This window comes from Campylobacter sp. (assembly GCF_052169515.1).
Taxonomy (GTDB): Bacteria; Campylobacterota; Campylobacteria; order Campylobacterales; family Campylobacteraceae; genus Campylobacter_A.
Genome location: NZ_JBQNCH010000018.1, coordinates 40,994 through 49,447, shown reverse-complemented (window position 1 = coordinate 49,447; position 8,454 = coordinate 40,994). Strand labels below are relative to the sequence as shown.

Sequence of the window (8,454 nt, the reverse complement as noted above, 5' to 3'; positions counted from 1 at the left end):
ATAGTCCTCGTGTGGTTAAAATTGTATTAATGTTAAGGTAGTGTGCCGGGGAGGGGCAGATTGATTTATATGCTTTTGTATAGTTGTATGCCGGATATAATATAACTAGTTGCCTTTTATTGGCTATGTGGGTTAATAGAAATTTCTGATTTTGATTGAGAGAATTTATGCTTTTGCTAATTTTTCATCATTAAAATTAAGCTAAATAAAATAGAAAATAAAATATAATCCCAAATCTTTGGTCCCGTAGCTCAGTTGGTAGAGCACTACCTTGACATGGTAGTGGTCGATGGTTCGAGTCCATTCGGGGCCACCATTCAGATTTTTGGCTGTAAATTTATTTCAAATACTCTTTCGCATCATACTCTTTGCCAGCATCATGATCTTTTAAGAGTCTTGCAACGACCGGACTTAGAAGAATTATTGCGATCAAATTTGGTACGACCATTAAGCCATTGAACATATCTGCTAAACTCCAGACAAAATCCACCTTTTGCAAGCTTCCTAAAAATACAAAAACGACTACTAAAATTTGAAAAGCCCTGACTGCTTTTGCCCCTAAAAGGTAGCGTACGTTGATCTCGGCAAAGTAGTACCAGCCAAGGATCGTTGTAAATGCAAAGAAAAATAGGCAAATCGCCACAAAGCCATATCCGCCTGCTTTACCAAAGATGTGCGACGAGAAGGCCTCTTGCACTAAGGTGATGCCTGTAAAGACTGCCTTGCCGTTTTCAAAGCTGACGACATTTGCAGTAAGCACCACAAAAACTGTAATGTTTAGCACGATAAAAGTATCCACAAATACGCTCATTATACCAAGTACGGCTTGATCGACTGGGTGTTTGACGTTTGCAGCAGCGTGTGCGTGTGGGGTTGAGCCCATGCCAGCCTCGTTACTAAAAAGACCCCTTGCTATGCCGTATCTCATAGCAGCTGCGATGCTAGCTCCAGTCGCCCCACCCCAAGCTGCTGAAGGATCAAATGCGGCTCTAAAAATGAGCGAGACCGCTTCTGGAATTTGCTGAAAATTTAAAAATATGATAGTTAGTCCTACACCTACGTAAAGTAGCGCCATGATAGGTACGATCTTCTCAGCTACTCTTGCGATCGCTTTTACGCCACCTATGAAGATGATTGCACAAACTATCGCCAAAAAGGCACCAGTTAGCCACTGCGGTATACCAAAAGCACCACTAAAGCCATCTGATATGGAGTTTGCTTGAACCATATTGCCAATAAAACCAAGTGCAATGATGATAGCGATAGCAAAAAATCCAGCTAAAATTTTTGCCAATTTACCTTTTAAACCGCGGCTTATGTAAAATGCTGGACCACCTATTGTATGGCCGCTGTCGTCTTTTGTGCGGTAAATTTGAGCAAGGCAAATTTCAGCAAAATTTGTAGCCATGCCTAAAAATGCAGCACACCACATCCAAAAAATCGCTCCAGGTCCACCCATGATAAGAGCTGTCGTCGCACCCACGAGGTTTCCAGTGCCAACTTGCGCTGCGATCGCCGTTGCGACTGCTTGAAACGAGCTCATACCAGCCTTGCCAGCAGCCTCGCCGTGAAGTGAGAAATTTCCAAAAAGCTTGCCTAAACCCATTTTAAATTTAAAAATCTGAACAAAGCCAAGTCTAATGGTGAAAAATAGTCCAGTGCCGCAAAGTAGGGCGATAAGGAAGTATGGACCCCAAAGAAATGAATTTATACTTTCAACGCAGTTATTTAAAATTTCAGCAAAATTTGTAGGCATTTTTTAACTTTCGTAATTGATTTGGATTTGAGAAGTATATTTGAAAAAATATAAAATTTAAATTAACTACTAAAAAATCATGGCCGAGCTAAATTTTTACAAATGCGCCCTGCAAAACCACGCTTGAGTAGTAGTAAAAGCTGTAAAATAGCCTATCGTCATAGCTTAGCTCGTCTTGCTCGATGATCTCAAGATACTTTGGCTCTAGCATTTGCTCCATCTTTGCAAGCGGTTTTGCATGCTCCATCTGCTCTACTTTTTCGCAAATTTCAAGCATAAGCTTAAAAAACTCTTCAAGCTTACGTGAGATAAATTTAGCTGCTTCGCCTTTTTCGCTTAGCGCACTTTTATAAATTCGCACTAAAAAAACGAGTGCAAAGGGCGTTGCGTGCCAAAAAGTCTCTTGATACTCGCACTGAGCCACTATCTCATGAAGCAGGTCGGCAAGCTCATTTTCATCAAATTTAGACTTTTTCACAGCCTTTGCAAGTGTGTTTAAAATTTGCGCAAAAAGCTCCGCCGTGCCGTAACTGCAGCTTAGTCTATCCCATGGCACGTCTTTTATCTTTAAATTTTCGATATATTCTAAATTTTGCTCGTTCATGCGCGTACCTTTTTAAATTTCGAAAGGGTAAAGCCTAAATTTAGCCCTTTGACCTTATCTTTTCTAACCACTCATTTAGCGTTTTTTCAAAGCCTATGCCCTTGCTTTTGTAAAAAACGAGCGGTTTTTCTAGGTATTTTTGCTCGACCCAGCCGCCAAAATCATGCGGATAAAGGTAGTCTTTGCTCTCTTTTGTGTGGTTTTTTAGATATGGCGGGATTTTTAAAATTTCCTCGCTTTGCACGTATCTTAGGGCGGCATTTATCGCGTTGTAGCTGGAGTTTGACTTTGGCGAGCTAGCTAGATAGACGGCGCACTGAGCTAGTATGATCCTAGCCTCTGGAAAGCCTATCTCTTTTACCGCACTTAGCGTGCTTGCGGCTAAATTTAGCGCATTTGGGTTTGCATTGCCGATGTCTTCGCTGGCAAATATCGCCATCCTTCTGGCGATAAAGTCCGCACTCTCGCCAGCGTCTATAAGCCTTGCAAGGTAGTAGATGACGGCGTTTTCGTCGCTTCCACGCAGGCTTTTTATAAAAGCACTTGCTAGCTCGTAGTGCGTGTCATCCTCTTTTGCCCCTTCTTTTAGGGCGTTTTGGCGAAGTGTTTTTAAATTTTCTAAGCTCACATTTTCATCAAGCGTGATGGCAAATTCGAGTAAATTTAGCATAGCTCTTGCGTCGCCGCCGCTACTTTTAAAGAGATACTCTTTGGCATCTTCATCTATGCTAAATGAAATTTGCTCTTTTATCTTGCTAAGAAGCTCCTCAAAGTCGCCACTGCTAAGCGGTCTAAACTCAAAGAGCATCGAGCGACTTCTGATGCCTGAGCTTAGCGTGAAAAAGGGATTTTCTGTGCTGGCGCCTATAACTAGGGCTTTGTAGTTTTCCATAGGGATCAAAAGCGCTTCTTGTTGGGTTTTGCTAAGCCTGTGGATCTCGTCTATGAAAAAGAGCGGTTTGTTTAGGGCGTTTTCGTAGTTTTTTAAAATTTTGCGAAAGTCATCTATCTTTAAATTTCCGCCATCAAACTCATAAAAGTCGTAGTTTGCACCGCTTGCCACGGCTCTTGCAAAGCTCGTCTTACCACAACCTGCTGGACCATAAAAGATGGAGTGTGGGATCTTCCCGGTGGCTATAAATTTTAAAAAAGCTGCTTTAACTGCCTTTTGGCCACAAATTTCATCCAAGTTTTTTGGTCTAAACATCAGTGCAAGTGAGCTCAAATTTATTCCTTTTACTTTGTAGATTTTGGTAAAATTTTAGCCTTAGCACTAAGACTCTCTATCTTTAGCTCGTAAATTTTCATGATACCAAGTCCGTAATCCGCAGCCACGTCAAATGTGCTCATCGCATATGCTGTGTATTTTTGGCTAAGAATTTTTAAAATTTCATATCTTTTGGCCTCGTCCTTGACCTCATAGGCTCTAGTTTTTGCGATTGCACTTTTATATTCAGTTGTAAAGACCTTACCACCAAGTGCTTTGCCATCGTTCTTTATCTCTTCAAGCTCACTCTCGTTTAGATGTGGTACTTTGTTAAAACTAACGCAGACAAATTCCACTTTCCGTCCATTTTGCAGAAGTCTAGTCTTGCTACCAGCAGTCGCCCCGTGGACGAAAATAGACTCACCAACTCTAACAGGCGAAATAGGCACGCTAAAAATTTCTCCCTCATCATCAACGCAAGAGATCACAGCGTATTCGCAATTATCGATGATATCAAGCGCCTCGTCACACCCAAGCTCTCTATCTTTTCGTCTCATATCCCTATCCTTTCTTGTAAAAAATATTTTAAAATTTAAGTGCTTAAAGGCTAGTTTAACGCAAAAAATTTTTAAATAAAAAATACGGAAAATTACTATTTTTTACCTTTTAGCTTAAATTTGATTAGTTTAAATAGTGAGTCAAAACAGATCAAATTTTAGTATTTAGATCCCAGTCGATCGGTGTTTTACCATGATTTGCTAGGTAGATGTTTGCCTTCGAAAAGTGCCTGCAGCCAAAAAATGCTCCACGAGCAAGTGGACTTGGATGGGCGGCTTCTAAAATGAGGTGCTTGCTGGCATCTATTAGCGGCGCTTTTGCCTTGGCTGGGTTACCCCAAAGCATGAAAACTACATTTTGCAAATTTTCGCTTACTTTTCTGATAACAGCATCTGTAAAGCCCTGCCAGCCAAAGCTTGCGTGAGAATTTGCCGCTCCTGCACTTACGCTAAGTGTCGAGTTTAAAAGTAGCACGCCTTGCTTTGCCCAGTTTGTAAGATCGCCGCTATTTGGCTCCTCTATGCCAAGATCGGCGTAAATTTCTTTATAGATATTTGCAAGACTTGGCGGGACTCTCACGCCACTTGGCACTGAAAAACTTAACCCCATAGCTTGATTTGCACCGTGATATGGGTCTTGGCCTAGGATGACTACTTTGACGTCGTGAAATGGCGTTAGGTTAAATGCGTTAAATATAAGTCCACTTGGCGGATAGACGACGCCAGCACTCTTTGCTTTTAAGAAATTCTCTTTGATCTTGGCGAAATTTTCACTCAAAAACTCATCTTTTAGCATCTCTTTCCAGCTTGGTTCGATCTTTACGTCGTCTAAATTTATCTGCATTTCCTGCCTTTTTTGGTTTTAGCTGTATAATTTTAACTAAATTTATCCAAAGGAAAGAGCGGTGTCAGAGCAAATTTTTAATAAAATCCATGACCTTCTTAGTAAAAATGGGGCTAAATTTAAGGTGATAGAGCATGAGAGTGCTAGGACTTCAGAGGAGGTCGCTAAGATAAGAGGCACGAAGATGAGTCAGGGTGCAAAGGCGCTGGTATGCTCTATAAAGGGCGTAGATGAGGAGAAATTTGGGCAAATTTTTAAAGATGAAAATGTGTTAAATGACTACTTGCTAGATGATGAAAAGCCAGTGATGAAGGCTGGTAAAATTTACTTGCTAGCGGTCTTGCCAGCTGACGAGCAAGCGGACCTTGATGCGCTTGCTCAAAAATTTGATGGCAAAAAAGCGAGTCTTGCTAGCCCAGATGAGGTTACAGCCTTAGCTGATTGCGTATTTGGCTCGGTTCCGCCATTTAGTTTTCATAAAAATTTACATCTTGTTGTGGATGAGAGTTTGCTGGAGCGAAATGAGGAGATAGCCTTTAATGCAGGACTTCTTGATAGATCTATCGTCTTAAACGCAAAGGACTACTCTAGGATAGTAAAGCCGGTGCTTATTAAATTTACAAAAGAAAAGTGCTAGGCTAACCACTTCCTAGCACTAAATATTGTCGGGAGAAAAATGAATTTAAGTAATGCAAAGACGAGAAATTGCTAAATTCATTTCAGTGGCAAATATTATCAGTGATAATCTTAAAATATAATAAATTATATAAATAAAATATACGTAATCTAAGTATTTTTATATTTTTATATAAAAATATATATTTAATAACCTAAAAATTTTAGCTCGAATTTATAAAAATTTAAAAAGAATTTATAAAAATTTGCTTAGCAAATATTAAGTTTAGCTTAAAGCCCATTTTGATAAAATCCTTAATCGTTCTTTTATCGTAAAAAAGACAATTTGATATAAGGAAAAACAATGAGCGATATCATCGCATACAAACTAAATGGCGAAATAGTCGATACTCAAAGTATCGCAGGACGTGAGAGTAGTGCCGAGCCTATCTATTTTGACAACTCAAAAGAGGCACTACATGTTATCAGACACTCCTGTGCACACCTCATGGCACAAGCTATCAAATCACTCTATCCAAAGGCGAAATTTTTTGTCGGACCAAACGTAGAAGATGGATTTTATTATGATTTTAGAGTTGATGATGAGGGCACGAAGCTAGGCGAGAGCGATCTAGCAGCGATCGAAGATAAGATGAAAGAGCTTGCTGAGAAGAAATTTGACATCGTCAAAACCTGCTCAACTAAAGCTAATATGAGCGATAAATTTAAAGATGACGACCTAAAACAAGAGGTCCTAAAAAGAATTCCAGAAGGCGAAGTGAGCAGTTACTCGCAAGGCGACTTTGAAGATCTTTGCCGTGGACCACACGTACCAAATACTAAATTTTTAAAATTTTTCAAGCTTACACGCGTGGCTGGAGCTTATCTTGGCGGCGATGAGAGCCGTGAGATGCTAACTAGAATTTACGGCACAGCCTATGCTGACAAAGAGAGTTTAAAAGAGCACATCCGCATCATCGAAGAGGCCAAAAAGCGTGACCATAGAAAGCTTGGTACCGAGATGAAACTATTTACTTTTGATGAAGAAGTGGGTGGTGGCTTGCCGATCTGGTTACCAAATGGTGGACGCTTGCGCTCTAAGTTAGAGCAAATTTTATACAAAGCCCACCGCGACCGTGGCTATGAGCCAGTGCGTGGGCCAGAGCTTTTAAAGGCTGATGTGTGGAGAAGAAGCGGTCACTACGCAAACTATAAAGAAAATATGTACTTTACGACGATCGACGAGACAGAGTACGGTATCAAGCCGATGAACTGCGTTGGTCACATCAAAGTTTATCAAAGTGATATCCGCTCGTACCGCGATCTACCGCTTAAATTTTTCGAGTACGGCGTCGTACATCGCCATGAGAAAAGTGGCGTGCTTCACGGACTTTTCAGGGTTCGCGAATTTGCGCAAGACGACTCGCACATCTTTTGTATGCCAAGTCAGATCAAAGAAAATATCCTAGAAATTTTAAAATTTGCTGGCAAGATAATGGAGAATTTTGGCTTTAACTACGAGATGGAAATTTCAACCAAGCCAGCCAAAGCGATTGGCGGTGATGAAATTTGGGAAACTGCTACAAAAGCATTAAAAGAAGCCCTTGATGAAAATGGCTTTAAATACGGCATCGACGAGGGCGGCGGCGCATTTTATGGACCAAAGATCGACATTAAGATCACCGACGCGCTTAAGAGAAAGTGGCAGTGCGGCACTATCCAAGTGGACTTTAACCTACCAGAGCGCTTTGATCTAGGCTACATCGACGCAAATAACGAAAGACAGCGCCCTGTAATGCTTCACAGAGCTTTACTTGGTAGTTTTGAGAGATTTATAGGAATTTTACTTGAGCACACTGCTGGTGAGTTGCCATTTTTCATCGCACCTACGCAGGTTGTTATAGTGCCTATTAGCGACGCGCATTTAGACTATGCAAAAGAAATTTCACGCGAGCTAAGAAAGATCAACGTCGATAGTGAGATCGCAAGTAAAAATGAGAGTTTAAATAAGAGAATAAGAACGGCAGAAAAACAAAGGGTGCCTATGATAGTCGTGCTAGGAGACAACGAAGTAGCGAACAAGAGCGTTGCATTGCGCGACAGACAGGCTAGGACGCAGAGCGATATGAGCTTGGCGGAATTTATAAATTTAACGAAGGAGAAACTTAGTGAGGTACATTTTTGAGTAAGGAAAATGAAGTATTGCTCAATGAGGACATAAGGGCGAGAGAGGTAAGATGTGTAGGAGATGATGGCACTGCGTATGGTGTCATCTCAAGAGATGAGGCTTTAGAGATCTCAAATAGGCTTGGGCTTGATCTAGTGCTTATAGCACCTGATGCGAAGCCACCGGTTTGCAAGATAATGGACTATGGTAAATTCCGCTATCAGCAAGAGAAAAAGCAAAAAGAGGCCAAGAAAAAGCAAAAAATCATCGACGTCAAAGAGATAAAGCTCTCTGTTAAGATCGCCCAAAACGATATAAACTACAAGGTTAAACATGCGAGCGAATTTTTGCAAGACGGCAAACACGTTAAATTTCGTGTGTTTTTGAAGGGTCGCGAGATGAGCACTCCAGAAGCTGGTGTGACTATGCTAGAGAAGGTCTGGGAGATGATCAAAGATGAAGCTGACCGCGACAAAGAGCCTATGATAGAAGGTCGTTATGTAAATATGCTAGTAACTCCAAAAAAGGGTTAAATTTCTACAAAGAGCAGGTGCTAGCTTGCTCTTCTTCTATATACAAAATTTTAATGCAAAAATTTCATAAGATAAGCTGTTTTCAAAAATATTTTAGAATTTTTATTTATCTTTTTATATTTCATAAGAATACTTTGCGCGGCTTAATTTTTTAAATTGGTAATCTTTGTT

General features: G+C 40.6%; 8 protein-coding genes and 1 tRNA gene. 4 read left to right on the top strand and 5 right to left on the bottom strand.

Annotation, left to right across the window (positions count from 1 at the left end):
- Positions 1 to 240 precede the first annotated feature (240 nt).
- Positions 241 to 316: transfer RNA gene (locus ACTTKV_RS07565), tRNA-Val, on the top strand.
- Positions 317 to 337: 21 nt separating this feature from the next.
- Here the strand turns inward: ACTTKV_RS07565 and ACTTKV_RS07560 are convergent.
- The 5 genes from ACTTKV_RS07560 to ung all read right to left on the bottom strand — a co-directional run bounded on the left by ACTTKV_RS07560 (position 338) and on the right by ung (position 4,968).
- Positions 338 to 1,756: an alanine/glycine:cation symporter family protein gene (locus tag ACTTKV_RS07560; RefSeq protein ID WP_442549973.1), complete on the bottom strand. Its 1,419-nt coding sequence runs from the start codon at positions 1,754 to 1,756 to the stop codon at positions 338 to 340.
- A gap of 88 nt (positions 1,757 to 1,844) precedes the next feature.
- A complete protein-coding gene (locus ACTTKV_RS07555; RefSeq protein WP_442549972.1) occupies positions 1,845 to 2,360 on the bottom strand; it encodes a hypothetical protein in 516 nt (171 codons plus the stop codon).
- A gap of 40 nt (positions 2,361 to 2,400) precedes the next feature.
- Positions 2,401 to 3,567, bottom strand: coding sequence for a replication-associated recombination protein A (locus tag ACTTKV_RS07550; RefSeq protein ID WP_442549975.1), 1,167 nt, complete (start codon positions 3,565 to 3,567; stop codon positions 2,401 to 2,403).
- Between the two features lie 29 nt (positions 3,568 to 3,596).
- Positions 3,597 to 4,124 (bottom strand): pyridoxamine 5'-phosphate oxidase family protein, encoded by a 528-nt coding sequence (locus tag ACTTKV_RS07545; RefSeq protein ID WP_442549971.1) that lies wholly within the window; start codon positions 4,122 to 4,124, stop codon positions 3,597 to 3,599.
- Positions 4,125 to 4,275: 151 nt separating this feature from the next.
- A complete protein-coding gene (ung, locus tag ACTTKV_RS07540) occupies positions 4,276 to 4,968 on the bottom strand; it encodes a uracil-DNA glycosylase (protein WP_442549970.1) in 693 nt (230 codons plus the stop codon).
- A gap of 61 nt (positions 4,969 to 5,029) precedes the next feature.
- On the opposite strand from ung, the gene ACTTKV_RS07535 reads away from it, so the two are divergent.
- The 3 genes from ACTTKV_RS07535 (at position 5,030) to infC (ending at position 8,283) form a co-directional block, all read left to right on the top strand.
- Positions 5,030 to 5,605, top strand: a complete 576-nt coding sequence (locus tag ACTTKV_RS07535; RefSeq protein ID WP_442549969.1) for a YbaK/EbsC family protein — start codon at positions 5,030 to 5,032, stop codon at positions 5,603 to 5,605.
- Positions 5,606 to 5,947: 342 nt separating this feature from the next.
- Positions 5,948 to 7,768, top strand: a complete 1,821-nt coding sequence (gene thrS, locus ACTTKV_RS07530; RefSeq protein ID WP_442549968.1) for a threonine--tRNA ligase — start codon at positions 5,948 to 5,950, stop codon at positions 7,766 to 7,768.
- Entirely contained in the window at positions 7,765 to 8,283 is a 519-nt protein-coding gene (gene infC / locus ACTTKV_RS07525) for a translation initiation factor IF-3 (protein ID WP_442549967.1), read from the top strand. The genes thrS and infC overlap by 4 nt, the downstream gene beginning before the upstream one ends.
- Positions 8,284 to 8,454: the final 171 nt, after the last annotated feature.

Bases quoted from the DNA above. Each gene is read 5' to 3' on its own strand.
- thrS (WP_442549968.1), top strand. From the start codon at position 5,948: ATGAGCGATATCATCGCATACAAACTAAATGGCGAAATAGTCGATACT.
- ACTTKV_RS07560 (WP_442549973.1), bottom strand. From the start codon at position 1,756: ATGCCTACAAATTTTGCTGAAATTTTAAATAACTGCGTTGAAAGTATA.
- ACTTKV_RS07550 (WP_442549975.1), bottom strand. From the start codon at position 3,567: ATGTTTAGACCAAAAAACTTGGATGAAATTTGTGGCCAAAAGGCAGTT.
- ACTTKV_RS07555 (WP_442549972.1), bottom strand. From the start codon at position 2,360: ATGAACGAGCAAAATTTAGAATATATCGAAAATTTAAAGATAAAAGAC.
- ACTTKV_RS07545 (WP_442549971.1), bottom strand. From the start codon at position 4,124: ATGAGACGAAAAGATAGAGAGCTTGGGTGTGACGAGGCGCTTGATATC.
- ung (WP_442549970.1), bottom strand. From the start codon at position 4,968: ATGCAGATAAATTTAGACGACGTAAAGATCGAACCAAGCTGGAAAGAG.